Origin of the sequence: Bradyrhizobium sp., assembly GCF_030693485.1 — a bacterium.
Taxonomy (GTDB): domain Bacteria; phylum Pseudomonadota; class Alphaproteobacteria; order Rhizobiales; family Xanthobacteraceae; genus Bradyrhizobium.
Genome location: NZ_JAUYAN010000319.1, coordinates 1 through 22,967 on the forward strand (window position 1 = coordinate 1; position 22,967 = coordinate 22,967).

The window sequence follows — 22,967 nt, forward strand, 5'->3', positions numbered from 1 at the left end:
GCCGGCCCTCGGTGGTCTCGGGCGAGCAGGTATTTTTGGGCAGGCGCTCGACGTTGGCGGCGGCGATCTTGATGGCATGCTCCATCTTGCCCTTGGCAAAGCCGGGATGGGTGCTGACGCCTTCGATGGTGAGGGTGGCGGCATCGGCGGAAAAGGTCTCGTCCTCGATATTCCCCGCGGTTTCGCCGTCCATCGTGTAGGCAAAATCGGCGCCGAGCTTTTTCAGGTCGGCCTTGTCGACGCCGCGTCCGATCTCCTCGTCGGGCGTGAACAGGATCTTGATCGCGCCGTGCTTGATCTGCGGGTTGTTCAGCAGGAAATGCGCGGCATCCATGATTTCGGCCAGCCCGGCCTTGTTGTCGGCGCCGAGCAAGGTGGTGCCGTCCGACGTGATGATGTCGTGGCCGATCTGGTCTTTCAGCGCGGGATGGTCAGCGGCGCGAATCACTTGGGCAGGGTCGCCCGGCAGCACGATGTCGCCGCCGCGGTAGTTTCGGACGATCTGCGGTTTGACGTCCTTGCCGGTACAGTCAGGCGATGTGTCCATGTGCGAGCAGAAGCAGATCACCGGAACCTGCTTGCCGGTCGTGGCCGGGATCGTCGCATAGACGTAGCCGTGCGCGTCGAGATGGGCGTCGGCGAGGCCCATCGCCTGCAGCTCGCGGGCGAGCAGGCGGCCCAGGTCCATTTGTTTTTCGGTCGAGGGGCAGGTGGGGGAGGCCGGGTCCGACTGGGTGTCGATCACCACATAGCGCAGGAAGCGCTCGGTCAATGTGTGGGTGAACGCGAGGGGCAAGACCACGATCAGAACCGCTGGCAGGGCCGGGAGGGCCGGGTAAGGGGCCGAAGCGTCATTCCGGGGGCCGTGTCGGCCGCGCCCGGAATGACGCCAAGTACGGATTGAAGTCGGGTGCCGGAAAAGCCGTCGGTCAGACGGCTTCCTTCAGCTCCTTGGCGGCGCGGAAGGCAACCTTCTTGCTGGCCTTGATCTGGATCGCTTCGCCGGTGGCGGGGTTGCGGCCCATGCGGGCGGCGCGCTTGCGTACCTGCAGGATGCCGAGGCCGACGATCCGGATGCGCTCGCCCTTCTTGAGGTGCTTGGTGATCCGGCTGACGAGGTCGCCCAGGATCTCTTCGGCCTTCTTCTTGGACAATTCCTGGTCTTCGGCGATCGCTGCCGCCAAATGCTTGAGCGTGACGGTGGTCGGGGTCGCTGCCTTCTTCGCCATAGTTGGCCCTCCTCGTTGGTGATGCCTTAAGGAAACTCAGACGTATCAGGCCTTAAATGATTCGATGGCGGACTGACTACGCTGTTTTGCCTGCAAACAGGCCATTATTTGCATCGACGTCGCAAAAACGCCCGACTGACAAGGGGATTCGCAACAACCTTGACTTGGAAGGTGCGCGCCTTTATGCCGTCCGTTCGAAGCGGATCAGTCTGAGATCACGGCGTCCGCGGGAGTAGCTCAGTTGGTTAGAGCGCCGCCCTGTCACGGCGGAGGCCGCGGGTTCGAGTCCCGTCTCTCGCGCCAGTGATCGCTGGATCGGCTTCATTTCCCCGATATCGCCAAACGCAAAAGGCCGCCTGAAGGCGACCCTTGTTCCTGTCATCCCTGAGAATTCCAGACTTATCCAACCAGGCCTGTCTCAGCGGACCAGCGAGGCGTTGGAACTGGTGATCGTGACCGGCTTGCCTGCCTTCACGACCTGAGCGGTCTGGCTGTAATCCGCGTTGGTGCGGGCCGAGATCCCGATCGCCGCCACCGCGATGCCGGCCACGAGGGCGACAACCACGATCTTGAGGTGGGTCGAACGATCTGCCGAGTGAATTGAGTGGTTCATCTGAGCCTCCAGGGCGACTTTGCCGCCGCGTCGTTGGGCAGATGAGTACGCCCCCCCTGTTTCAGGATGGTTTCGTGGGTTCCCCAAAATGGTTTCGTCGGCATTTCCGGGGTATTTCGGCCGTAGAGCGACCGCCTGACCGACGTGCCTGAAGCCTGGAAAGACGTCGCCTGAAAAACCTCGGGGTCGACCGCCTCTCGCCGTCGCTCCCGGGTTATCCCGCCGCATGTGGCGACCGGCGGAGCCATAAAATTAGCTTGTCTTGCGCCCCTTGTTGCGCTGCGCTAAGCCTCAGAACAATTCCAATTAACGAATCTGCGGCCCTCAGAAACCGCGGAATAAGGGCTCCGCCGATGTCCGGCATGTTGCAGCAATACCTTCCTCTCGTGGTGTTTATCGGGGTCGCGGGCCTGATCGGTTTGGCGCTGCTGATCGCGCCCTTTCTCCTCGCCTTCCAGCAGCCCGATCCGGAAAAGCTGTCCGCCTATGAATGCGGATTCAACGCTTTTGACGACGCCCGCATGAAGTTCGATGTCCGGTTCTATCTGGTGGCCATCCTCTTCATCATCTTCGACCTCGAAGTGGCCTTCCTGTTCCCGTGGGCGGTGGCGTTCGGGAAGCTGGGGGCGACCGGATTCTGGTCGATGCTGGTTTTCCTCGCCGTCCTGACCGTCGGCTTTGCCTATGAATGGAAGAAAGGCGCGCTCGAATGGGATTGAGCCCCACCGTCGCATCGCCAGGATTTGCACCGGTCATCGCGCCGGTTGCGACCGGTATTCTGGATCCCTCGACCGGCCGGCCGGTCGGCGCCACCGACCCGTATTTTCTCGAGGTCAATCACGAACTGTCGGACAAGGGCTTCTTCATCACCGCCACCGATGACCTCATCACCTGGGCGCGCACCGGCTCTCTGATGTGGATGACGTTCGGTCTGGCCTGCTGCGCGGTCGAGATGATGCAGATGTCGATGCCGCGCTACGACGCCGAGCGATTTGGCTTCGCGCCGCGCGCATCGCCGCGGCAGTCCGACGTGATGATCGTCGCGGGCACTTTGACCAACAAGATGGCGCCGGCGCTGCGCAAGGTCTACGACCAGATGCCGGAGCCGCGCTACGTCATCTCGATGGGATCCTGCGCCAATGGCGGCGGCTACTATCACTACTCATACTCGGTGGTGCGCGGCTGCGACCGTATCGTGCCGATCGACATCTACGTGCCCGGCTGCCCGCCGACGGCGGAAGCGCTGCTTTACGGCGTGATGCTGCTGCAGAAGAAGATCCGGCGCACCGGAACCATCGAACGCTAAGGGTTTGGGTATGGACGACGGCAGGCTCGACGCCCTGGGGCAGACGATTGTTAGCGCGCTGGCGGGTGCTGCGACCGGTCATTCGGTCGCGTTCAATCAACTGACGGTCACGATCGACGCGAGCAGGATTGTCGAAGTCGTCAAATTCCTGCGCGACGATCCCGGTTGCCGTTTCGTCAATTTCATCGACGTCACCGCGGTGGATTATCCGGGCCGCGAAAAGCGCTTCGACGTGGTCTATCACCTGCTGTCACCGACCCTGAACGAGCGCATCCGTCTGCGCGCCCACGCCGACGAGGCCACCCAGGTGCCATCGATCATCGACGTCTTCCCCGGCGCCGACTGGTTCGAGCGCGAGTGCTACGACCTCTACGGCGTGATCTTCACCGGCCATCCCGACATGCGCCGGCTGTTGACCGACTACGGCTTCGACGGTCATCCGCTGCGCAAGGATTTCCCGCTCACCGGCTTCGTCGAGGTGCGCTACGACGACCAGGAGAAGCGGGTGGTCTACGAACCCGTCCGCCTCAACCAGGAATTCCGCAAATTCGATTTCCTCTCGCCGTGGGAAGGCGCCGACTATCCGGTGCTGCCGGGCGATGAGAAGGCGGGGCCGAAAGTCTGATCATGAACGAACAGAACCTTCGCAATTTTACCATCAACTTCGGGCCGCAGCATCCCGCTGCCCACGGTGTTCTGCGTCTGGTGTTGGAGCTTGATGGTGAGGTCGTGGCCCGCGTCGATCCGCATATCGGCCTTTTGCATCGCGGCACCGAAAAGCTGATCGAGCACAAGACCTATCTGCAGGCGATCCCGTATTTCGACCGGCTCGACTATGTCGCGCCGATGAATCAGGAACACGCGTTCTGCCTTGCGGCGGAAAAACTGCTCGGCATAACGGTGCCGCGCCGCGGCCAACTGATCCGCGTGCTGTACTGCGAGATCGGCCGCATCCTGTCGCATCTTCTCAATGTCACCACCCAGGCGATGGACGTCGGCGCGCTGACCCCGCCGCTGTGGGGCTTTGAAGAGCGCGAAAAGCTGATGGTGTTTTACGAACGCGCCTCCGGCTCGCGAATGCATGCGGCCTATTTCCGGATCGGCGGCGTGCATCAGGACCTGCCGCCGAAGCTGGTCGACGATATCGACGCCTGGTGCGATCCGTTCCTGCAGGTGGTCGCCGATCTCGAGACCCTGCTGACCGGCAACCGCATCTTCAAGCAGCGCAATGTCGACATCGGCGTGGTGACGCTGGCGCAGGCCTGGGAGTGGGGTTTTTCCGGCGTCATGGTGCGCGGCTCCGGTGCGGCCTGGGATCTGCGCAAGGCGCAGCCCTACGAATGCTACGCCGAGATGGATTTCGACATTCCGATCGGCAAGAACGGCGATTGCTACGACCGCTACTGCATCCGCATGGAAGAGATGCGGCAGTCCGTGCGCATCATGAAGCAGTGCATCGCGAAGCTGCGCGCGCCGGAAGGGCAGGGGCCGGTCGTCGTCGAAGACAACAAGATTGCGCCGCCCCGGCGTGGCGAGATGAAGCGCTCGATGGAAGCGCTGATCCATCACTTCAAGCTCTACACCGAGGGTTTCCATGTGCCGGCCGGCGAAGTCTATGCCGCGGTGGAAGCCCCGAAAGGCGAGTTCGGCGTCTATCTGGTCGCCGACGGCACCAACAAGCCCTACAAGTGCAAGATCCGCGCGCCGGGCTTTGCGCATCTGCAGGCGATGGATTTCATTTGTCGGGGCCACCTGCTGGCCGACGTCTCGGCGATTCTCGGCTCGCTCGACATCGTGTTCGGAGAGGTCGATCGGTGATGGCGATGCCGCCCATCCAGTTTGACCGCGCTTCCGGGGCTCTCGATGGGGCAAACCTGTGGGAGCGAACGGCCGCGCTGGCGTTTGCGGCGGGTTCCAAGATTTCGTCACACTTCTCGCACCGCGGCTACAACATGTGCGCCAATCTCTTGCGCAAAACACTTCTGGAGCGCGACATCGACATCAAGCTGAATGCGGACGCGACCTTCGCGTTTCCCTATGGCGACGGCTACTGGAGCAAGCTGCTCGATCGCTCGTTTTCGTATGAGAATGAGCTCGAACTGCTGTTTCGGCACTCCGCCGATGTCGATTACACGCTGCTCGATTGCGGCGCCAATTACGGCTACTGGTCGGTGCTGGTCTCCAGCGCACCCTACGGGTCGCACAAGGCGATCGCGATCGAGCCGTCGTCGCAGAATTTCGCCAAGCTGAAGAACAACGCCGAGATCAACGGCAACCGTTTCGAGGCGATGAAGTGCGCGATCGGCGCGGGGAGGGGCACCGCGCGGCTGTCCGGCACCAAGCACGAGGCGTTCAGCATCGCCGGCGACGCCGGCGATCCTGGCGAGGAAGTGCCAGTCCTCGCGCTCGACAATCTCCTCGATGAGGGCAAGGTTTCGGCTGGCGGCAAGTTCCTGATCAAGCTCGACGTCGAAGGCGTCGAGATTGAGGCCATCAAGGGCGGTGCCCGGCTGCTGCAGGCTGACAGCGTCATCCTGTGTGAAGAGCACGGCAACGATCCGCATCACACCGTGTCGCGCTACATCCTCGAACAAACGCCGCTGAAGCTGATCGTCTACGATCCGCACAGCAATCTGCTGCAAACCGTGACCGAGCTTTCGATCCTCGACCGCATCAAGGTTTCAACCAACGTCGGCTATAACGTGTTCGGCACGGCAAGCGCTTTCTGGCAGGACCGGATCAGCGCCCTGAACGCCGCGCGCCGCGCGCAATGAGAGACTGAGAGACAATGTCCGTCCGCCGCCTTGCACCTAAGGAATTTCAACCCGCGAACTTCACGTTCTCTGCGGAAAACCTCGCTTGGGCGAAGCAACAGATCGCCAAATATCCGGAAGGCCGCCAGGCTTCGGCGGTCATACCGATCCTGTGGCGGGTCCAGGAACAGCATGAGGGGTGGGTTTCCGAGGCGGCGATCCGCGCGGTCGCGGATTTGCTCGGCATGCCCTATATCCGGGCGCTGGAGATTGCGACCTTCTACACGATGTTTCAGCTGCAGCCGGTCGGCAAGAAGGCCCATGTGCAGGTCTGCGGCACCACGCCATGCCGGCTGCGCGGCGCCGGCGACATCATCGAAGTGTGCCAGAGCCGCATCCATCACGATCCCTTCCATCTGTCCAAGGACGGCAATTTCAGCTGGGAAGAGGTCGAGTGTCTGGGTGCCTGCGTGAACGCGCCGATGGTGCTGATCTGGAAGGACACCTACGAGGATCTGACCAAGGAAAGCTTCGGCAAGGTGCTGGACGGCTTTGCCTCGGGCAATCCGCCGAAGCCGGGTCCGCAGATCGACCGTCAGTTTTCCGCCCCCGTGGGCGGATTGACCACGCTGAAGGAAACGACATGAACAGGGTTCGTGCGGCCGGGCGGGGGGTGCCCGTGCGATGAATAGCTGGCTTTACATCGCGCTGCATACGGTCACGGCGGCCGTGTTCATTTTTCTATTGCAGCGCTATGCGCTGAACGCGTCGCTCGATTCAAGCCTGCTCTGGGCGCTGACCTTCGGCGGATGCGCCGCGGGTCTCGCCTACATGCAGTCCAAACGCTCCTCTTAGGAAGTTTCACGTCATGCTCGACGACAAGGACCGCATCTTCAAGAACCTCTACGGTCTCCACGACTGGGGCCTCGAGGGTGCGCGCCGCCGTGGCGCCTGGGACGGCACCAAGGCGATCATCGACAAGGGCCGCGACTGGATCATCAACGAGATGAAGGCGTCCGGCCTGCGCGGACGCGGCGGGGCCGGTTTCCCGACCGGGCTGAAATGGTCGTTCATGCCGAAGGAGTCGACCGACGGGCGGCCGAGCTATCTCGTGGTCAATGCCGACGAGTCCGAGCCCGGCACCTGCAAGGACCGCGAAATCATGCGGCACGATCCGCATCTCCTGGTCGAGGGCTGCCTGCTCGCCAGCTTCGCGATGAATGCGCATGTCTGCTACATCTACGTCCGCGGCGAATTCATCCGCGAGCGCGAGCATCTGCAAGCCGCGATCGATCAGGCCTACGAGGCGAAGCTGGTCGGCAAGGACAACATCAACGGCTGGCCGTTCGACATTTACGTCAGCCACGGCGCCGGGGCCTATATCTGCGGCGAAGAGACCGCCTTGCTGGAAAGCCTCGAAGGCAAGAAGGGCATGCCGCGGCTGAAGCCGCCATTCCCGGCCAATGTCGGTCTCTACGGTTGCCCGACCACGGTCAACAACGTCGAGTCGATCGCGGTGGCGCCGGATATCCTGCGCCGCGGCGCGGCGTGGTTTGCCGCCATCGGCCGGCCCAACAATGTCGGAACGAAACTGTTCTGCATCTCCGGCCATGTCGAGCGGCCCTGCAACGTCGAAGAAGCCATGGGGATTCCGTTCCGCGAACTGATCGAGCGCCATTGCGGCGGCATCCGCGGCGGCTGGGACAATCTCAAGGCGGTGATTCCGGGCGGCTCGTCGGTGCGCATGGTGCCGGCCGACCAGATCATCGATACCCCGATGGATTTCGACAGTCTCGGCAAGCTTCGCTCCGGTCTCGGCACCGCCGCCGTCATCGTGATGGACAAATCGACCGACCTGATCCGGGCGATTGCGCGGATTTCCTATTTCTACAAGCACGAGAGCTGCGGCCAGTGCACGCCGTGCCGCGAGGGCACCGGCTGGATGTGGCGGGTGCTGACGCGCATGGCCGAGGGCCGCGCCCACAAGCGCGAAATCGACATGCTGCTGGAAGTCACCAAGCAGGTCGAGGGCCACACCATCTGCGCGCTCGGCGACGCCGCGGCGTGGCCGATCCAGGGCCTGATCGCGCATTTCCGTCACGAGATCGAGGAACGCATCGACCGGTATTCGCACAAGGCGGATGCCGACGACGCCGGCATTCGCGATCCCGCCCACATGGTCGCGGCTGAGTAGGGGGGAGCGATGGCAGACGAACCGGATAACATCTTTCTTTCGATCCTGCGCAAGATTGATCAGCGCACCGAGCGAATGGCGGAGGATCTTCATGACCTGAAGGTGCGTGTCACGCCCGTCGATGAAGGACGGGCCGGAGTCAACCGCAGACTGGATCGTCTGGAACACCGCGTCGAACGGATCGAGAAGCGTCTCGAACTGTCGGACGCAACGCATTGAGAGATGATGGGCAACCATGAAGACCGCCGGCGTCACGATATCCGACCGGCAGCTGTGAAAGACTTGAGGCAATGACCATACTCATCGTCGATGGCAAAGAAATCGATGTCCCCGCGGACTTCACGCTGCTGCAGGCCTGTGAAATGGCGGGCGCGGAAATTCCGCGCTTTTGCTACCACGAGCGGCTGTCGATCGCCGGCAATTGCCGGATGTGCCTGGTCGAGGTGAAGGGCGGCCCGAAGCCGGTGGCAAGCTGCGCCTGGGCGGTTCGCGATTGCCGTCCGGGTCCCAAGGGTGAGCCGCCCGAAATCTCGACCCGGTCGCCGATGGTGAGGAAGGCGCGCGAAGGCGTGATGGAGTTCCTGCTGATCAACCATCCGCTGGACTGCCCGATCTGCGATCAGGGCGGCGAGTGCGACCTGCAGGATCAGGCGATGGGCTACGGCGTCGACACCAGCCGCTTTGCTGAAAACAAGCGCGCGGTCGAGGACAAGTATCTCGGCGCACTGGTCAAGACCTCGATGAACCGCTGCATCCAGTGCACGCGCTGCGTCCGCTTCGCCGCCGAAGTCTGCGGCGTGCCGGAAATGGGCGCGACCGGCCGCGGCGAGGACATGGAGATCACCACCTATCTGGAATCGGCGCTGACCTCGGAGCTGCAGGGCAATCTGGTGGATATCTGCCCGGTCGGCGCACTCACTTCGAAGCCCTATGCTTTCGCCGCAAGACCCTGGGAGCTCGGCAAGACCCAGTCGATCGACGTGATGGATGGCGTCGGCTCGGCGATCCGGATCGATACCCGCGGCCGCGAGGTGATGCGGATCCTGCCGCGTGTCAACGAGGCGGTGAACGAGGAATGGATTTCCGACAAGACCCGCCACATCGTCGATGGCCTGCGCACCCAGCGGCTCGACCGTCCCTACATCAGGGAAGGCGGCAAGCTGCGAGCGGCGTCGTGGTCGGAGGCGTTCGGCGTCATCGCGGCCAAGGTTGGCCGGCTCGACGGCAAGCGGATCGGCGCCATCGCGGGCGATCTTGCTGCGGTCGAGGAGATGTTCGCGCTGAAGGAACTGTTGGCCAAATCCGGTTCCGCCAACCTGGCGGTGCAGGGCGGCGACGCCTTCGATCCCAAGGCCGGCCGCGCATCCTACATTTTCAATCCGACCATCGCCGGCATCGAACAGGCCGATGCATTGCTGATCGTGGGGTCGAACCCGCGCAAGGAGGCGGCGGTTCTCAACGCGCGCGTCCGCAAGCGCTGGCGCTCCGGCCAGCTCAAGATCGGCATGATCGGCGCCAGGGCCGATCTCACCTATGATTACGACTATCTCGGCGCGGGCACGGATTCGCTGGGCGAACTCGCCGCCGGCAAGCATGCCTTCGCCAATGTGTTGAAGGGCGCCAAGCATCCGATCGTGCTGGTCGGCGCCGGCGTGGCCGCGCGCCACGACGGAGCGGCGGTTCTCGCCGCCACGGCAAAAATCGCGCTCGATGTCGGCGCGGTCACAGGCGACTGGAACGGATTCGGCATCCTGCACGATACGGCTTCGCGGGTCGGCGCGCTCGACATCGGCTTTGCCTCGGGCGCGGGCGGCCTGACCGCCGCGCAGATGACGACGTTCGGCACGCTCGATGTGCTGTTCCTGCTCGGCGCCGACGACATCAAGGTGCCTGACGGTACCTTCGTGGTCTATATCGGCACCCATGGCGACCGCGGCGCACATCGCGCCGACGTCATTCTGCCGGGGGCGGCCTATACCGAGAAGTCCGGCATCTACGTCAACACCGAGGGCCGGGTGCAGATGGCCAACCGCGCGTCATTCCCGCCGGGCGAGGCGCGCGAGGACTGGGCGATCGTCCGCGCTCTGTCGGATGTGCTTGGAAAGAAATTGCCGTATGACTCGCTCGGCGCCTTGCGCCAGGCGATGTTCAAGGCCGTGCCGCATCTGATGCGCATCGACCAGGTCGAGCCCGGCAAGGCGGATGACGTCAAGCGGCTGGCGGGCAAGGGCGGCAGGGTCGAGAAGGCGCCGTTCAAGACCATCGAGGATTTTTACCTGACCAACCCGATCGCGCGCGCGTCAGCGATCATGGCGGAATGTTCCCGCCTGGCCTCCGGGCAAATGCTGACGGCGGCGGAGTGAGCTGATGGCTGAATTTTTCGCAAGCGGATTCTGGACCGGCTTCCTGTGGCCGCTGATCGTCATGATCGCACAGAGCGTCATGCTGCTCGTCATTTTGCTGGTCGCGATCGCCTACATCCTGTTGGCCGACCGCAAGATCTGGGCGGCGGTGCAGATCCGGCGCGGACCCAATGTCGTCGGCCCCTGGGGCCTGTTCCAGTCATTCGCCGATCTCCTGAAGTTCGTGCTGAAGGAGCCGATCATTCCCTCCGGCGCCAACAAGGGTGTGTTCCTGCTGGCGCCGCTGGTCAGCTGCGTGCTGGCGCTGGCCGCGTGGGCGGTGATCCCGATGGATCTCGGCTGGGTGATCTCCGACATCAATGTCGGGGTGCTCTATATCTTCGCGATCTCGTCGCTGTCGATCTACGGCATCATCATGGCCGGCTGGTCGTCGAACTCGAAATACCCGTTCCTGGCCGCGCTGCGCTCGGCGGCGCAGATGGTCAGTTACGAGGTTTCGATCGGCTTTGTGATCATCACGGTCCTGCTGTGCGTGGGCTCGCTGAACCTCACGGCCGTGGTCGAGGCGCAGCATACCCGCGGCCTTGCGACCCTGATCGGCCTGCCGCAGCTGACATTCCTGAACTGGTACATCTGGCCGCTATTCCCGATGTTCGTGATCTTCTACGTCTCGGCGCTGGCGGAAACCAACCGTCCGCCGTTCGACCTGGTGGAAGCCGAATCCGAACTTGTCGCGGGCTTCATGGTCGAATACGGCTCGACGCCGTATCTGCTGTTCATGCTGGGCGAGTACGTCGCGATCACCACGATGTGCGCGCTGGCGACGATCATGTTCCTCGGCGGCTGGCTGCCGCCGATCGAGGTCGTGCCGTTCACCTGGGTACCGGGCGTGATCTGGTTCACGCTCAAGGTATTTTTCATGTTCTTCCTGATCGCGATGGCGAAGGCGATCGTGCCGCGCTACCGCTACGATCAGTTGATGCGGCTCGGCTGGAAGGTGTTCCTGCCGCTGTCGCTGGCGATGGTGGTGATTGTGGCCGGGGTGCTGCATTTCGCCGGCATCGCGCCGAAATGAGGTCGCTATGAGTGTCAACATCAACGCTACGGCCCGCTCGCTCCTGCTGACGGAATTCGTCTCGGCGTTCTTTCTCGCCATGCGCTATTTCTTCAAGCCGAAGCCGACCCTGAACTATCCGTTCGAGAAGGGGCCGATCTCGCCGCGCTTCCGCGGCGAGCATGCGCTGCGCCTCTATCCCAATGGCGAGGAACGCTGCATTGCCTGCAAGCTGTGCGAGGCGATCTGTCCGGCGCAGGCGATCACCATCGAGGCCGGCCCGCGCCGCAACGACGGCACCAGGCGCACCGTGCGCTACGACATCGACATGGTGAAATGCATCTATTGCGGATTGTGCCAGGAGGCCTGTCCGGTCGATGCGATCGTCGAGGGACCGAATTTCGAATTCGCGACCGAGACCCGCGAGGAACTGTATTATGACAAGGCGAAACTGCTCGCCAATGGCGACCGCTGGGAGCGCGAGATTGCGAAATCCATCGAACTCGATTCGCCGTACCGGTGAGGTGAGGGCATGATCCTTCCAGCCCTGTTCTTCTATCTGTTCGCCGGCGTCTGCGTCGCCTCGGCGGTGATGGTGATTGTGTCGCGCAATCCCGTGCACTCCGTGCTGTTCCTGATCCTGGCCTTCGTCAACGCTTCCGGCCTGTTCATCCTGATGGGCGCCGAGTTCCTCGGCATGATCCTGGTCGTGGTCTATGTCGGCGCGGTCGCGGTGCTGTTCCTGTTCGTGATCATGATGCTCGACGTCGACTTCACCGAGCTGCGTGAGGGATTTCTGGAATACCTGCCGTTTGGCCTCGTGATCGGCGCGATCTTCCTCGCCGAGCTGCTGCTGGTCGGCGGCGGTTGGGTCATCAACCCCGACATCGCCAGATCGGCGACCTCGACGATTCCGGCCAATGTCAGCAACACCGAGGCGCTCGGTCTCGTGCTCTACACCACTTACATCCATTACTTCCAGATCGCCGGCATGGTGCTGCTGGTGGCGATGATCGGCGCCATCGTGCTGACGCTGCGCCACAAGGTCAGCGTCAAGCGGCAGGACATCAATGTGCAGAACGCGCGGACGCCCGAGCTCGCGATGAGCGTGCGCAAGGTGACGTCGGGGCAGGGGCTGCAGGACGCGGACGCGCCGGAGTGGGTGAAATGACCATCGGTCTCGGACATTACCTCTCGGTCGGCGCGATCCTGTTCACGCTCGGGATCCTCGGCATCTTTCTCAACCGCAAGAACATCATCGTCATCCTGATGTCGATCGAACTGATCCTGCTAGCGGTCAATATCAACCTGGTGGCGTTCTCGACCTTCCTCGGCGACATCGTCGGGCAGGTGTTTGCGCTGCTGGTGCTCACGGTGGCTGCGGCGGAAGCGGCGATCGGGCTTGCGGTGCTGGTGGTGTACTTCCGCAATCGCGGCTCGATCGCGGTCGAAGACGTCAATCTGATGAAGGGCTAACGCGTCACATGATCCAGGCAATCGTCTTTCTGCCGCTGATCGGCGCGATTCTCGCGGGCCTGATCGCTATCTTTGGAGCGCATGCGCGCAACCCGAGCGGCGATGCGGTCGAGCATCACGACGACGGCCATGGCCATGGCGCCCATGCCCACACCCACGCGTCGGACGCTCATGACGATCACGGCCATGATGACCATGGTCATGACGACCATCACGCGGCCGAACCACCGGCCGCGGGCTCGCGTGCGGCCGAGCTGATCACCACCGGGCTGCTGCTGGTGTCCGCCGCGCTGTCCTGGGTTGCGCTGGTCGACGTCGGCTTCATGAAGAATGACGCGCGCATCGCGCTGTTCACCTGGATCAATTCCGGCGACCTGCAGATCGCGTGGGCGCTGCGGGTGGATACGCTGACCGCCGTCATGCTGGTGGTGGTCAACACCGTGTCGTCACTCGTGCACCTCTATTCCATCGGCTACATGGATGAGGATCCGCATCGGCCGCGGTTCTTTGCCTATCTCTCGCTGTTCACCTTCGCGATGCTGATGCTGGTGACCTCGGACAATCTGGTGCAACTGTTCTTCGGCTGGGAGGGCGTCGGTCTCGCAAGCTACCTGCTGATCGGTTTCTGGTACCAGAAGCCGTCGGCGAACGCCGCCGCCATCAAGGCCTTCGTGGTCAACCGGGTCGGCGATTTCGGCTTTGCGCTCGGCATCTTCGCGATCTTCATGATGATCGGCTCGACCGACTTCGAGACCATCTTCGCCGGCGCGCAGGGGGTGACCGGCAAGACCATCAACTTCTTCGGCTGGCAGGCCGATGCGCTGACGCTGATCTGCCTGTTGCTGTTCATGGGCGCGATGGGCAAGTCCGCCCAGTTCCTGCTGCACACCTGGCTGCCCGATGCCATGGAAGGCCCGACGCCGGTCTCGGCGCTGATCCACGCCGCCACCATGGTCACCGCGGGTGTCTTCATGGTGGCGCGACTGTCGCCGCTGTTCGAGCTGGCGCCGAATGCGCAGGCCGCGGTGATGTTCTTCGGCGCTACCACCGCGTTCTTCGCTGCGACCGTGGGCCTCGTGCAGAACGACATCAAGCGTATCGTGGCGTATTCGACCTGTTCGCAGCTCGGCTACATGTTCGTGGCGATGGGGGCGGGAGCCTATTCGGTCGGCATGTTCCATTTGTTCACGCATGCCTTCTTCAAGGCACTGTTGTTCTTGGGTTCCGGCTCGGTGATCTATGCGATGCATCACGAGCAGGACATCCGCAACATGGGCGGGCTGAAGGACAAGATTCCCTTCACCTATATCGTGATGGTGATCGGCACGCTGGCGTTGACCGGCTTTCCGCTCACCGCCGGCTATTTCTCCAAGGACGCCATCATCGAAGCCGCCTTCGTGTCGCACAATCCGTTCGCGTTCTACGGCTTCTTGATGACCGTGATCGCGGCGGGCCTGACATCGTTCTATTCTTGGCGGCTGATCTTCAAGACCTTTCATGGCGAGCCGCACGATCAGAAGCACTATGAGGCCGCGCACGAGGCTCCGCTGTGGATGCTGGTGCCGATCGGCATTCTCGCCGCCGGATCGATCCTCGCCGGCTTCCCGTTCAAGGAGCTGTTCGCCGGTCACGGCGTGGCGGAATTCTTCCGCGAGTCCCTGAAGATGAATCCTGGTATCATCGAGGAGATGCACCACATCCCGAAGGCGATTGCCTTCCTGCCGACGGTCATGATGGCGTTGGGCTTCTTGGTGTCCTGGCTGTTCTATATCCGGCGGCCCTATTTGCCGGTCGAACTCGCCAACCAGCACCAGATGCTCTACCAGTTCCTGCTCAACAAATGGTACTTCGACGAGCTCTACGATCTGATCTTCGTCCGGCCGACCAAGTGGCTCGGCCGCTTCCTGTGGAAGAAGGGCGACGGCTACGTCATTGACGGATTCGGTCCCGACGGCGTGTCGGCGCGGGTGCTCGATGTCACCCGCAATGTGGTGAAAATCCAGACCGGCTATCTCTATCACTATGCCTTCGCGATGCTGATCGGGGTCGCAGGTCTGATCACCTGGTTCATGTTCGGCGCGGGGGCCCATTGATGACTACGTGGCCCATTCTCTCGGTCGTCACCTTCCTGCCGGTAGTCGGTGCACTGCTGATCTATCTCAGCCGTGGCGACGACGAAGCTGCGCGGCGCAACGCGCGCTGGATCGCGCTGTGGACCACGCTGATCACCTTCGCGGTGTCGCTGATCCTGGTGTGGCGCTTCGACGCCGCGCAGCCGGATTTCCAGTTTGTCGAAAAGGCGCAGTGGCTCGCCAGCGGCATCAGCTATCACATGGGGGTCGACGGCATTTCGCTGCCGTTCGTGATCCTGACCACCGCCTTGATGCCGTTCTGCATCGTCGCGAGCTGGAAATCGATAACGCTGCGGGTGCGCGAATACATGATGGCGTTCCTGCTCCTGGAAACGCTGATGATCGGCACCTTCTCCGCGCTGGATCTCGTGCTGTTCTATCTGTTCTTCGAGGGCGGCCTGATCCCGATGTTCCTGATCATCGGGGTGTGGGGCGGCCCGCGCCGGGTCTACGCCTCCTTCAAGTTCTTTCTCTACACGCTGCTCGGCTCGGTGCTGATGCTGCTGGCGATCATGGCGCTGTACTGGAATGCCGGCACCACCGACATTCCGACCCTGATGAACACCGCCGTGCCGCGCAATTTGCAGACCTGGGCGTGGCTGGCGTTCTTTGCCTCCTTCGCGGTGAAGATGCCGATGTGGCCGGTGCACACCTGGCTGCCGGATGCGCATGTCGAGGCGCCGACCGCGGGCTCGGTGGTGCTGGCGGCGATCCTGCTGAAGATGGGCGGCTACGGCTTCCTGCGCTTCTCGCTGCCGATGTTCCCGCTGGCCTCGCATGATTTCGCGCCGCTGATCTTCGGGATGTCGGTCATCGCCATCATCTACACCTCGCTGGTGGCGTTGATGCAGGAAGACATCAAGAAGCTGATCGCCTATTCGTCGGTCGCCCATATGGGCTTCGTCACCATGGGTATTTTCGCCGGCACCACCCAGGGCGTCGCTGGCGGCGTGTTCCAGATGGTGTCGCACGGCATCGTCTCGGGTGCGCTGTTCCTCTGCGTCGGCATCGTCTATGACCGCCTGCATACCCGCGAGATCGCGGCCTATGGCGGCCTGGTCAACCGGATGCCGCTCTACGCCGTCGTTTTCATGGTGTTCACCATGGCCAATGTCGGCTTGCCGGGCACCTCCGGCTTCGTCGGCGAGTTCCTGACTCTTATCGGCACCTTCAAGGTCTCGATCCCGACCGCGACGGCAGCGACGCTCGGCGTCATCCTGTCGGCGGCCTATGCGCTGTGGCTCTATCGCAAGGTCGTGTTCGGAAAACTGACGAAACCGTCGCTGGCCAGCATCAAGGATCTCACCCTGCGCGAGAGCCTGACGCTGCTGCCGCTGGTGTTTCTCACCATCCTTTTCGGCGTCTATCCGAAGCCGGTGCTCGATATGTCGGCAGCCTCCGTGCAGCAACTCGTCAACAACTACAACACCGCGATCACTGCCGTGAAGGCAGCCGCGCTGCTGCAGTAACGCAGCAGATTAGGACAACGCGCTATGAGCTTTGAGAGTGCAGGATATCAACTGCTGCCCGTGCTGCCGGAACTGGTGCTGGCGGTCGGCGCCATGGCGCTGCTGATGCTGGGGGCCTATGGCAAGGAGACGACCAGGCTCGTCACCGGCCTTTCGATTGGTCTTCTGGTCGTCGTCGGAGTACTGGAACTGATGCTGCCGGCCGGCAAGCTGACCACCTTCGGCGGCAGCTTCATCGTCGACGATTTCGCCCGTTTCCTGAAGATCCTGGCGCTGATCGGATCGGCTGTGACGCTGATCCTGTCGGCTGAGTTCCTGGCCGATCCGTCGCGGCGGATCTTCGAATATGCGATTCTGGTGCTGCTCTCGACGCTCGGCATGATGGTGCTGATCTCGGCCGGCGACCTGATCATGCTCTATCTCGGCCTCGAGCTGATGTCGCTGGCGCTCTACGTGGTCGCCGCCAGCAATCGCGACAACGCCAAATCCACCGAAGCCGGCCTGAAGTATTTCGTGCTGGGTGCGCTGTCGTCGGGCATGCTGCTGTACGGCGCCTCGCTGATCTACGGTTTCACCGGCACCGTCAGTTTTGCCGGGATCGCGACGGCCGCCAAGACCGGCAGCATCGGCATCGTGTTCGGGCTGGTGTTCCTGCTGGCCGGCCTTTGCTTCAAGGTCTCCGCGGTGCCGTTCCACATGTGGACACCCGACGTCTATGAGGGCGCTCCGACCCCGGTCACCGCGTTCTTCGCCTCGGCGCCGAAGGTTGCGGCATTGGCGGTGTTCACCCGCGTGGCGCTGACCGCCTTTCCGGGCATCGTCTCGGAGTGGCAGCAGATCGTGGTGTTCGTGGCGATCGCCTCGATGGTGCTGGGATCGTTTGCGGCCATCGGCCAAACCAACATCAAACGCCTGATGGCCTATTCGTCGATCGGCCATATGGGCTTTGCGCTGGTCGGTCTTGCCGCCGGCACCGTCGAGGGCGCGCAGGGCGTTCTCGTTTATATCTCGATCTACGTCGCGATGACGCTCGGCACCTTCGCGGTGATTCTGACCATGAAGCGCAACGGCCAGCACGTCGAGAGCATCAGCGATTTCGCCGGCCTGTCGCGAACCAATCCGCTGCTGGCGTTCTTCTTTGCGATGCTGCTGTTCTCGCTGGCCGGCATTCCGCCGCTGGCGGGGTTCTTCGGCAAATTCTATGTGTTCGTGGCGGCGATCAAGGCCGGCCTGTTCACGCTGGCCGTGATCGGCGTGGTCGCCAGCGTGGTTGGCGCCTACTACTATCTCACCATCATCAAGGTGATGTATTTCGACGAGCCGCTGGCCAAGCTCGACCCGATGCGAATGGAGCTGCGCACGGTGCTGGCGGTCGCGGGCCTTTTCAACATCTTCTTCTTCGTCTATCCGGGGCCGCTGGTCAGCGTGGCGACGTCGGCGGCGAAGTCGCTCTTCTAAATGGCATTCACGCTCGGTCCACGGGCCAAATCGGCGGGCTACCGGCTCGCCGCCTTCGACCAAATCGGCTCGACCAATGCGGAAGCCATGGCGCGGGCGCGCGATGGCGAGTATGGTCCGATGTGGTTCGTGACGTCGGAACAGACGGCGGGACGCGGGCGGCGGCATCGCCCCTGGGTCGCGCCGCGCGGTAACCTCGCCAGCAGCATCCTCGAAGTCATCGACGTGTCGCCCGCCGTAGCCGCGACCCTGGGCTTTGCCGCGGGTCTTGCGCTCGAGACAGCACTGCAAAAAGTAAGCATCGAAGCGTCGCTGAGGTCAGCGGGATCGGATGATATGAAGTATTCGCTGAAATGGCCCAATGACGTGCTGGCGGGGCGGCAGAAGCTGGCCGGCATCCTGCTGGAAGCCGAGGCCGTGCCCGGCGGCCGGCTGGCCGTGGTGGTCGGTATCGGCACCAATGTCGTGGCCGCTCCGGAGGGCACGCCGACGCCCGCCACCTCGCTGGCGAAGCTGGGTGTCCATGTCGGCGCGGAAGACCTGTTCGCCGAGTTGTCGGATGCCTGGGCCGAGTCCCGCGGCATCTGGGACAATGGCCGGGGTTTTGGCGAGATCCGGCGGCGGTGGCTGGAGCGCGCGGCCGGGCTTGGGCAGCCGGTCGCGGTCCAGACCGGAACTGCGTCAGTCGAGGGAATATTCGACACCATCGACGAGCAGGGCTGCCTGATCGTTCGCAAAGCGGACGGCCATCGGATACCGATATCGGCCGGCGACGTCTATTTCGGCTCGGCGGCATCGGCGGGAGCGCTCTGATGGCGCGTCCGGACGAACTGACCTTTGCACCGCTCGGCGGCGTCGGCGAAATCGGCATGAACCTGTCGATCTATGGCCTTGGCAACCGCCATCAGCGCTCGTGGCTGGCGGTCGATCTCGGCGTGTCCTTCGGCGACGAGGAGCATCTGCCGGGCATCGACCTGATCATGCCCGACATCCGCTTTCTGGAAAAGGAACGGAAGAACCTGGTCGGCCTGGTGCTGACCCACGCCCATGAGGACCATTTCGGCGCCATCATGGACCTGTGGCCGAAGCTGAAATGCCCAATCTATGCGACCCAGTTCAGCGCCGCTTTGTTCGCGGCCAAATGCGCATCCGAGCGCAATCCGCCGAAAATTCCCGTCACCGTGGTGCCTTCGGGCGGCCGCATCGATATCGGCCCGTTCAGCGTCGAGTTCATTCCGGTGGCACATTCGATTCCGGAATCCCACGCGCTGGCGATCCACACTTCCGCCGGCACCGTGCTGCACACCGGCGACTGGAAAATCGACCCGACGCCGATCATCGGCGTGCCGACTGACGAGCGGCGATTGCGCGAACTCGGCGATGCCGGCGTGCTGGCACTGATCGGCGATTCTACCAATGCGGTGCGGGAAGGCCGTTCGCCGTCGGAAATGGAAGTCGCCAAAAACATCACCGAACTGGTGAAAAATGCCAAGGGCCGGGTGGCCGTGACCACCTTCGCCTCCAACGTTGCGCGGCTGCGTGCCGTCGCCGACGCCGCCAAGGCATCCGGACGCGAGGTCGTCGTCGTCGGCCGCGCCATGGAGCGCGTGGTGCAGGTGGCGCGCGAGACAGGATATCTCGACGGCGTGCAGAATTTTCGCGGCGTCGATCTCTACGGCCATTTCCCGCCGGAGAAGGTGCTGGCGCTGTGTACCGGAAGCCAGGGCGAGCCGCGCGCGGCGCTGTCGCGCATCGCCAATGACGACCATCCGCAGGTCACCCTGAACAAGGGCGACTGCGTGATCTTCTCCTCGCGCACCATTCCGGGCAACGAGAAGGCGGTCGGCGGCATCATCAATGGACTGATCACGCAGGGCATCGAGGTGATTACCGACCGCACCCATCTCGTCCACGTCTCCGGCCATCCGCGCCGCGACGAGCTGCGCGACATGATTTCATGGGTGCGTCCGCAACTGCTGATCCCGGTCCACGGCGAGGCGCTGCATCTGTTCGAGCACGCCAAGTTGGCGCGGGCCGCCGGCGTGCCCAAGGTGCTGATCTGCCGCAACGGCGACCTGGTCAAGCTGGGGCCGGGCGATTCCGGCGTGATCGAGGAGCTTCCGTCAGGGCGGCTTTACAAGGACGGCTCGATCCTGGAGGATTACAAGTCGCGCGCGGTGGTGGAGCGCAAGAAGCTGGCCTTTGCCGGCTGCGCCTTCGTCGCCTTCGCCGTGACCGATAAGGGCGAGCTGGCCGACGATCCCGAAGTCGAGCTGGTCGGCATCCCCGAGAAGAATACCGCCGGCGAAGAGATCGACGAGATCGTGTTCGACGTGGTGGTAACGACCGTCGAGGGGCTGCCACGGGCCAAGCGGCGCGATCCCGACGCGATGGCGGAGTCGGTGCGCCGTGCGGTGCGCGCCGCGATCAATCAGCATTGGGGCAAGAAGCCCTTGTGCTATGTTCACGTTCTGACGGTGTAGCGCGTGTTCCGCAAAAGTGGATACCGGTTTTGCGATTAGAACTCGCGCAAGTAACAAAAGACGGAGGATTGGCATGCTGGGCCGGCTCAACCATGTGGCGATCGCGGTCAAGGATGCCGAAAAGGCCGCAAAAATCTATGGCGCGGCGTTCGGGGCGGAGATTTCCGCGGCAGTGCCGCTGCCCGAGCACGGCGTCATCACCGTGTTCGTGACCCTGCCCAACACCAAGATCGAATTCATCCAGCCGCTCGGCGAGGCCTCGCCGATCACAAAATTCATCGAGCGCAATGCCGACGGCGGCATCCATCATATCTGCTACGATGTGCCTGACATCATCGCGGCGCGCGACAGGCTGATCGGGGAGGGGGCTCGCGTGCTCGGCGACGGCGTACCGAAGATCGGCGCGCACGGCAAGCCGGTACTGTTTCTGCATCCGAAGGATTTTTCCGGGGCGCTCGTCGAAATCGAGCAGAACTGAGATGGTCTATTCAATCTCGACCGCGCTGGCGATCTACTTCGTGTTGTGGTGGCTCGTGCTGTTCGTGACGCTGCCGTTCGGCGTCCGCAGCCAGCATGAAGACGGCGGCGGCCCGCCCGGCACCGACCCCGGCGCGCCGGTCGCGACCCAGATGGGCCGCAAGCTGATCTGGACCACCGTGATCGCCGCGGTCGTCTACGGCATCGGCATGCTGGCCTACCGCGCCGGTTACCTCAACATCGAGCGGCTGTCGAAGCTGATGGGGCTGCCGTTTTAGAGGTGCTTTTTCTGTGCCCGGTCAAGCGCCGGGCGATGGCAGCGTGGCTGAGCACCCCTCAGTATTCAGCGTAGATTTCGATGATGTTGTCCTCGGGGTCGCGGAAGAACAGCGTGCGGTGGCGCCAGTCTGGCAGATCGGTTGGACCCCGCAAGATCGGCACGTCCCTGGCGATCAATTCCGCATGGCAGGCATCGACCGCCGGGGGCGGAACGCGAAAGGCCAGCTGCACCGCTGCCGATCCGGGGATCGATTTGCCGTCGTCGCAGACGGTCCACGCCGTGCGCGGCCGCAGTGTCAACAGCGCAGCGCCGACGCGAAAACTGACCCAGTGCTCAAGGTCGGTCTCGACAGGAAATTTCATGACGTCGCGATAAAACGCGCGCGTTTCTTCCATCCTGTTGCACAACAGGACAGTGTAATCGAGGTTGGTTATTCCGCCCAGGCTCACTGCGCACTCCTCGTGCATTGAATCATTCGATCGCTCTTATTAAGCTGATGGTTTCTGCAGAGACGCAAGCCCGCAGCGCCCGTAGGGTAACGCGGCTTTGTCCGGGATACATAACGGGCTGGGGGAACCAGAACATGACGTTTCAAAGGATCGTTGCCGGGATCTTGGTGCTGCTGATCGGCGCGCTGGCCGGCGCCTTCTACATGAACTGGAAAACCCTGGGGCAACTGCGGACCGTCAAGGCCTTTGTCGAAGGCCTTGTCTTTGCCGATGCGGTGGCGGCCTGCGAGAAGGCGCCGAGCACGACGCCGTTCAAATGGAATACCGGTACCAAGACCGCTGTGGTCGGACTGAATTCGGTCAGGCCCGACAAATACACCGTCATTGCGAATTACACGCTGGTGGCCGACGGGGTCTATTGCGATTACGACCCGGTCAAGAAGAAGGCCGACATCGGTTCGAGCTTCCTCGAGCGCGAGTGAGCAAGTCAGGCCTCGATTCGCGCCTGGCTTGCGGCGATCAGGCGATCGATGTCATCGAGCAGTTTTCGCCACGCCGTATCGATCTCGGGTGACCAGTCGTCTCCGAGCACCTCGCGCATCGTCTCGGCGATCACACCGAAGAAGTTCCCGAACAGTTCGCGCGGCGTGCCATAGGCTTCGTGCGACTGCAGCTCGCATTCGATCATGCGAAAATGTCCTGTGCGGTCGCCGGCGAAATCCAGCATCGCATCGATGGTCAGCGCCAGCATCGAACCCCTGACGAGTTCGCTTGCCTCGCTGCGGAACATCGCCTGTGTTTCCGGGTGTTCGCGGAACAGGCGGCGATAGACCAATGGCGTCAGGTCCTCGCAGCGCTCGGCGGCGAGTTCAAAGCTGTGCTGGATCAGATTCGTCGGTGCCGTCATGCGCTGTGTCGAGATTGGGTTGCGTGAGTCGATCATCTCAGGAATCGCGAAAAGGATTCGAAAAAAAAGAGCAGGGCGGATGCCCTGCTCTGAAAATTGTGTCGACCCTATTTTCCCGCAAAATTGGATTTGATCTTGATTGGCGGGGCGACGCTGCTTGTGCGCGCCAGGGCTCCTCCCGAGACTTGGACCACCAGACTTTAACCTTACGGCCAGCCTGAGCCTGCACTGGTAGACCATCTTTTTCGCTTTGTCATCAATTTCAGCAACGATTGTTCAAAATTGGAGCCATCAGCGAAATGATTGGGATTTCGCCACCCGCGG

Annotated in this window: 27 protein-coding genes and 1 tRNA gene; 23 read left to right on the forward strand and 5 right to left on the reverse strand. The window is 62.7% G+C overall.

Annotated features, from left to right (window positions below; genetic code table 11):
- The coding region (gene pepT / locus Q8N40_RS23135; protein WP_305713463.1) for a peptidase T at positions 1-805 on the reverse strand (805 nt) is incomplete at its 3' end.
- Positions 806-929: 124 nt separating this feature from the next.
- Complete coding sequence (locus Q8N40_RS23140) at positions 930-1,229, reverse strand: HU family DNA-binding protein (protein ID WP_305319995.1); 300 nt, start codon at positions 1,227-1,229, stop codon at positions 930-932.
- Between the two features lie 226 nt (positions 1,230-1,455).
- Between Q8N40_RS23140 and Q8N40_RS23145 the strand changes: the two genes are divergently transcribed.
- Positions 1,456-1,532, forward strand: a tRNA-Asp gene (locus tag Q8N40_RS23145).
- Between the two features lie 115 nt (positions 1,533-1,647).
- Here Q8N40_RS23145 and Q8N40_RS23150 read toward each other — a convergent pair.
- A complete protein-coding gene (locus Q8N40_RS23150) occupies positions 1,648-1,842 on the reverse strand; it encodes a hypothetical protein (RefSeq protein ID WP_305320059.1) in 195 nt (64 codons plus the stop codon).
- Positions 1,843-2,195: 353 nt separating this feature from the next.
- Here Q8N40_RS23150 and Q8N40_RS23155 point away from each other — a divergent pair, with 353 nt between their 5' ends.
- From Q8N40_RS23155 to Q8N40_RS23255, 21 genes are all read left to right on the forward strand, one after another.
- Entirely contained in the window at positions 2,196-2,561 is a 366-nt protein-coding gene (locus Q8N40_RS23155; RefSeq protein ID WP_305320060.1) for an NADH-quinone oxidoreductase subunit A, read from the forward strand.
- Positions 2,552-3,148 (forward strand): NADH-quinone oxidoreductase subunit B family protein, encoded by a 597-nt coding sequence (locus Q8N40_RS23160; protein WP_371135796.1) that lies wholly within the window; start codon positions 2,552-2,554, stop codon positions 3,146-3,148. Before Q8N40_RS23155 ends, Q8N40_RS23160 begins: the two co-directional genes overlap by 10 nt.
- Before the next feature lie 10 nt (positions 3,149-3,158).
- Positions 3,159-3,773: an NADH-quinone oxidoreductase subunit C gene (locus tag Q8N40_RS23165; protein ID WP_305713451.1), complete on the forward strand. Its 615-nt coding sequence runs from the start codon at positions 3,159-3,161 to the stop codon at positions 3,771-3,773.
- 2 nt (positions 3,774-3,775) lie between these two features.
- Positions 3,776-4,966 (forward strand): NADH-quinone oxidoreductase subunit D, encoded by a 1,191-nt coding sequence (locus Q8N40_RS23170; RefSeq protein ID WP_305713452.1) that lies wholly within the window; start codon positions 3,776-3,778, stop codon positions 4,964-4,966.
- Positions 4,966-5,922 (forward strand): FkbM family methyltransferase, encoded by a 957-nt coding sequence (locus Q8N40_RS23175; RefSeq protein WP_305713453.1) that lies wholly within the window; start codon positions 4,966-4,968, stop codon positions 5,920-5,922. The genes Q8N40_RS23170 and Q8N40_RS23175 overlap by 1 nt, the downstream gene beginning before the upstream one ends.
- A gap of 14 nt (positions 5,923-5,936) precedes the next feature.
- Positions 5,937-6,548: an NADH-quinone oxidoreductase subunit NuoE gene (gene nuoE, locus Q8N40_RS23180; RefSeq protein ID WP_305304352.1), complete on the forward strand. Its 612-nt coding sequence runs from the start codon at positions 5,937-5,939 to the stop codon at positions 6,546-6,548.
- Between the two features lie 37 nt (positions 6,549-6,585).
- Positions 6,586-6,756, forward strand: a complete 171-nt coding sequence (locus Q8N40_RS23185; RefSeq protein WP_305304350.1) for a hypothetical protein — start codon at positions 6,586-6,588, stop codon at positions 6,754-6,756.
- A 13-nt stretch (positions 6,757-6,769) separates the two neighbouring features.
- Complete coding sequence (gene nuoF / locus Q8N40_RS23190) at positions 6,770-8,095, forward strand: NADH-quinone oxidoreductase subunit NuoF (protein WP_305713454.1); 1,326 nt, start codon at positions 6,770-6,772, stop codon at positions 8,093-8,095.
- A gap of 9 nt (positions 8,096-8,104) precedes the next feature.
- On the forward strand, positions 8,105-8,314 hold the full coding sequence (locus Q8N40_RS23195) for a hypothetical protein (protein WP_305713455.1): 210 nt from the start codon (positions 8,105-8,107) through the stop codon (positions 8,312-8,314).
- A gap of 71 nt (positions 8,315-8,385) precedes the next feature.
- Positions 8,386-10,458 carry an NADH-quinone oxidoreductase subunit NuoG gene (gene nuoG, locus Q8N40_RS23200; RefSeq protein ID WP_305713456.1) on the forward strand — a complete coding sequence of 691 codons (2,073 nt, stop codon included), beginning with the start codon at positions 8,386-8,388 and terminating at the stop codon, positions 10,456-10,458.
- A gap of 4 nt (positions 10,459-10,462) precedes the next feature.
- Complete coding sequence (gene nuoH, locus Q8N40_RS23205; RefSeq protein WP_305320357.1) at positions 10,463-11,533, forward strand: NADH-quinone oxidoreductase subunit NuoH; 1,071 nt, start codon at positions 10,463-10,465, stop codon at positions 11,531-11,533.
- 7 nt (positions 11,534-11,540) lie between these two features.
- The gene (gene nuoI / locus Q8N40_RS23210; RefSeq protein WP_305713457.1) at positions 11,541-12,035 is read left to right on the forward strand and encodes an NADH-quinone oxidoreductase subunit NuoI; all 495 of its coding nucleotides are present in this window, start codon (positions 11,541-11,543) and stop codon (positions 12,033-12,035) included.
- A gap of 9 nt (positions 12,036-12,044) precedes the next feature.
- Entirely contained in the window at positions 12,045-12,683 is a 639-nt protein-coding gene (locus Q8N40_RS23215; RefSeq protein WP_305320358.1) for an NADH-quinone oxidoreductase subunit J, read from the forward strand.
- On the forward strand, positions 12,680-12,988 hold the full coding sequence (gene nuoK, locus Q8N40_RS23220; RefSeq protein WP_029584477.1) for an NADH-quinone oxidoreductase subunit NuoK: 309 nt from the start codon (positions 12,680-12,682) through the stop codon (positions 12,986-12,988). The genes Q8N40_RS23215 and nuoK overlap by 4 nt, the downstream gene beginning before the upstream one ends.
- An 8-nt stretch (positions 12,989-12,996) precedes the next feature.
- Positions 12,997-15,081 (forward strand): NADH-quinone oxidoreductase subunit L, encoded by a 2,085-nt coding sequence (gene nuoL, locus Q8N40_RS23225; protein WP_305713458.1) that lies wholly within the window; start codon positions 12,997-12,999, stop codon positions 15,079-15,081.
- Positions 15,081-16,589, forward strand: coding sequence for an NADH-quinone oxidoreductase subunit M (locus Q8N40_RS23230; protein ID WP_305713459.1), 1,509 nt, complete (start codon positions 15,081-15,083; stop codon positions 16,587-16,589). The genes nuoL and Q8N40_RS23230 overlap by 1 nt, the downstream gene beginning before the upstream one ends.
- Positions 16,590-16,613: 24 nt before the next feature.
- A complete protein-coding gene (gene nuoN / locus Q8N40_RS23235) occupies positions 16,614-18,047 on the forward strand; it encodes an NADH-quinone oxidoreductase subunit NuoN (protein WP_305320361.1) in 1,434 nt (477 codons plus the stop codon).
- A complete protein-coding gene (locus tag Q8N40_RS23240) occupies positions 18,048-18,860 on the forward strand; it encodes a biotin--[acetyl-CoA-carboxylase] ligase (protein WP_305320362.1) in 813 nt (270 codons plus the stop codon).
- Positions 18,860-20,530, forward strand: a complete 1,671-nt coding sequence (locus Q8N40_RS23245; RefSeq protein WP_305713460.1) for a ribonuclease J — start codon at positions 18,860-18,862, stop codon at positions 20,528-20,530. Before Q8N40_RS23240 ends, Q8N40_RS23245 begins: the two co-directional genes overlap by 1 nt.
- Positions 20,531-20,603: 73 nt before the next feature.
- On the forward strand, positions 20,604-21,008 hold the full coding sequence (gene mce / locus Q8N40_RS23250; RefSeq protein ID WP_305320364.1) for a methylmalonyl-CoA epimerase: 405 nt from the start codon (positions 20,604-20,606) through the stop codon (positions 21,006-21,008).
- A 1-nt stretch (position 21,009) separates the two neighbouring features.
- Positions 21,010-21,285, forward strand: coding sequence for a DUF1467 family protein (locus tag Q8N40_RS23255; RefSeq protein ID WP_305320365.1), 276 nt, complete (start codon positions 21,010-21,012; stop codon positions 21,283-21,285).
- Between the two features lie 58 nt (positions 21,286-21,343).
- Here the strand turns inward: Q8N40_RS23255 and Q8N40_RS23260 are convergent, their stop codons facing one another.
- On the reverse strand, positions 21,344-21,736 hold the full coding sequence (locus tag Q8N40_RS23260) for a VOC family protein (RefSeq protein ID WP_305713461.1): 393 nt from the start codon (positions 21,734-21,736) through the stop codon (positions 21,344-21,346).
- A gap of 134 nt (positions 21,737-21,870) precedes the next feature.
- Here Q8N40_RS23260 and Q8N40_RS23265 point away from each other — a divergent pair, with 134 nt between their 5' ends.
- Positions 21,871-22,218: a hypothetical protein gene (locus Q8N40_RS23265; protein ID WP_305320367.1), complete on the forward strand. Its 348-nt coding sequence runs from the start codon at positions 21,871-21,873 to the stop codon at positions 22,216-22,218.
- Between the two features lie 5 nt (positions 22,219-22,223).
- Here the strand turns inward: Q8N40_RS23265 and Q8N40_RS23270 are convergent, their stop codons facing one another.
- A complete protein-coding gene (locus Q8N40_RS23270; protein ID WP_305713462.1) occupies positions 22,224-22,643 on the reverse strand; it encodes a globin in 420 nt (139 codons plus the stop codon).
- Positions 22,644-22,967: the final 324 nt, after the last annotated feature.

Bases quoted from the DNA above. Each gene is read 5' to 3' on its own strand.
- Q8N40_RS23140 (WP_305319995.1), bottom strand. From the start codon at position 1,229: ATGGCGAAGAAGGCAGCGACCCCGACCACCGTCACGCTCAAGCATTTG.
- Q8N40_RS23150 (WP_305320059.1), bottom strand. From the start codon at position 1,842: ATGAACCACTCAATTCACTCGGCAGATCGTTCGACCCACCTCAAGATC.
- Q8N40_RS23155 (WP_305320060.1), top strand. From the start codon at position 2,196: ATGTCCGGCATGTTGCAGCAATACCTTCCTCTCGTGGTGTTTATCGGG.
- Q8N40_RS23160 (WP_371135796.1), top strand. From the start codon at position 2,552: ATGGGATTGAGCCCCACCGTCGCATCGCCAGGATTTGCACCGGTCATC.
- Q8N40_RS23165 (WP_305713451.1), top strand. From the start codon at position 3,159: ATGGACGACGGCAGGCTCGACGCCCTGGGGCAGACGATTGTTAGCGCG.
- Q8N40_RS23170 (WP_305713452.1), top strand. From the start codon at position 3,776: ATGAACGAACAGAACCTTCGCAATTTTACCATCAACTTCGGGCCGCAG.
- Q8N40_RS23175 (WP_305713453.1), top strand. From the start codon at position 4,966: ATGGCGATGCCGCCCATCCAGTTTGACCGCGCTTCCGGGGCTCTCGAT.
- nuoE (WP_305304352.1), top strand. From the start codon at position 5,937: ATGTCCGTCCGCCGCCTTGCACCTAAGGAATTTCAACCCGCGAACTTC.
- Q8N40_RS23185 (WP_305304350.1), top strand. From the start codon at position 6,586: ATGAATAGCTGGCTTTACATCGCGCTGCATACGGTCACGGCGGCCGTG.
- nuoF (WP_305713454.1), top strand. From the start codon at position 6,770: ATGCTCGACGACAAGGACCGCATCTTCAAGAACCTCTACGGTCTCCAC.
- Q8N40_RS23195 (WP_305713455.1), top strand. From the start codon at position 8,105: ATGGCAGACGAACCGGATAACATCTTTCTTTCGATCCTGCGCAAGATT.
- nuoG (WP_305713456.1), top strand. From the start codon at position 8,386: ATGACCATACTCATCGTCGATGGCAAAGAAATCGATGTCCCCGCGGAC.
- nuoH (WP_305320357.1), top strand. From the start codon at position 10,463: ATGGCTGAATTTTTCGCAAGCGGATTCTGGACCGGCTTCCTGTGGCCG.
- nuoI (WP_305713457.1), top strand. From the start codon at position 11,541: ATGAGTGTCAACATCAACGCTACGGCCCGCTCGCTCCTGCTGACGGAA.
- Q8N40_RS23215 (WP_305320358.1), top strand. From the start codon at position 12,045: ATGATCCTTCCAGCCCTGTTCTTCTATCTGTTCGCCGGCGTCTGCGTC.
- nuoK (WP_029584477.1), top strand. From the start codon at position 12,680: ATGACCATCGGTCTCGGACATTACCTCTCGGTCGGCGCGATCCTGTTC.
- nuoL (WP_305713458.1), top strand. From the start codon at position 12,997: ATGATCCAGGCAATCGTCTTTCTGCCGCTGATCGGCGCGATTCTCGCG.
- Q8N40_RS23230 (WP_305713459.1), top strand. From the start codon at position 15,081: ATGACTACGTGGCCCATTCTCTCGGTCGTCACCTTCCTGCCGGTAGTC.
- nuoN (WP_305320361.1), top strand. From the start codon at position 16,614: ATGAGCTTTGAGAGTGCAGGATATCAACTGCTGCCCGTGCTGCCGGAA.
- Q8N40_RS23240 (WP_305320362.1), top strand. From the start codon at position 18,048: ATGGCATTCACGCTCGGTCCACGGGCCAAATCGGCGGGCTACCGGCTC.
- Q8N40_RS23245 (WP_305713460.1), top strand. From the start codon at position 18,860: ATGGCGCGTCCGGACGAACTGACCTTTGCACCGCTCGGCGGCGTCGGC.
- mce (WP_305320364.1), top strand. From the start codon at position 20,604: ATGCTGGGCCGGCTCAACCATGTGGCGATCGCGGTCAAGGATGCCGAA.
- Q8N40_RS23255 (WP_305320365.1), top strand. From the start codon at position 21,010: ATGGTCTATTCAATCTCGACCGCGCTGGCGATCTACTTCGTGTTGTGG.
- Q8N40_RS23265 (WP_305320367.1), top strand. From the start codon at position 21,871: ATGACGTTTCAAAGGATCGTTGCCGGGATCTTGGTGCTGCTGATCGGC.
- Q8N40_RS23270 (WP_305713462.1), bottom strand. From the start codon at position 22,643: ATGACGGCACCGACGAATCTGATCCAGCACAGCTTTGAACTCGCCGCC.